We start from the raw sequence: 881 nt of genomic DNA on the forward strand, positions 1-881 counted from the left end.
AATCTATCCCATGATCACGCGCATAATTTAAAAGCATAATTTGGTATTTAGCTGGAATGATGCCGCCTTTACCCTCTCGCTTTTCAAAGGGGTAAGTCCATTTATAAACAGCAGACACATGGCATTGAGAAATCAACGACACACGTTTTGCACCACCTAAATATTTTATAATCATAACTGCTGGAGTAATCATGTAATCCAAAATTTCTGTCATATATTTACGTATTACGCAAATATAAGCAAAATTTTCGTAATACGCAATATTGATTATTTAATAATTTTAAGAGAGAAAAATAAAATGGATTTTCAAAAGCTAATAAAAATGTGGATTAATGAAAAATTAAATGAAATGGGGCATGGAAGCCGTAAGGCTTTAGGGCAACATTTAGGATTGAGTCCATCATCTATTACGCGCTTATTATCGATTGATGACTCTGACTCTAAAGCCTACCGTGATATCACCGCAGAAGAGCTAGTGAAGCTACACAGTTTCTTTAAGGAGTATCCTCCGTATCCGGCTTTAAGCAAGATAGATCAAGATTTTTATGATCTATATTCGTCTTGCAATGAAGAAGAACGGAGGGCAGTTTTAGCGTTTCTTCATACTTTAATCGAATCAAAAAAGCGATAACTGCTGTTTTTTCTTCATTTGACAATTGTAAAAATTTTCTTTTGGCAGTCTTATAACCTTTCATAAAATCTCCAAATATCTATAAAAACACACTAATCTTTAGATGAATACTCATAAAATAATTTTCGTTATACGGTATTTTTATGTTGACATTACCGTAAAACGAAAATATATTCACTCCATATCTTAGAAAATAACTTTTGCCAATAGGCAGTATGGAGGCATTTGTGAATAAACCAGTGTTTATAAA

At 32.6% G+C, this 881-nt stretch carries 1 protein-coding gene and 1 pseudogene; one reads left to right on the top strand and one right to left on the bottom strand.

Annotated elements, in window-relative coordinates; all coding sequences use genetic code 11:
• A pseudogene (locus ACFIL8_RS11295) lies at nt 1–193 on the bottom strand (hypothetical protein); the annotation flags it as partial.
• Nucleotides 194–298: 105 nt separating this feature from the next.
• Here ACFIL8_RS11295 and ACFIL8_RS11300 point away from each other — a divergent pair.
• Nucleotides 299–631 carry a hypothetical protein gene (locus ACFIL8_RS11300; protein WP_375626997.1) on the top strand — a complete coding sequence of 111 codons (333 nt, stop codon included), beginning with the start codon at nt 299–301 and terminating at the stop codon, nt 629–631.
• Nucleotides 632–881 lie beyond the last annotated feature (250 nt).

The organism is Bartonella sp. AP57NXGY (assembly GCF_042195805.1).
Taxonomy (GTDB): Bacteria; Pseudomonadota; Alphaproteobacteria; order Rhizobiales; family Rhizobiaceae; genus Bartonella.

Excerpts from the sequence above, each read along its gene's own strand:
- ACFIL8_RS11300 (WP_375626997.1), top strand. The coding sequence starts at position 299 with ATGGATTTTCAAAAGCTAATAAAAATGTGGATTAATGAAAAATTAAAT.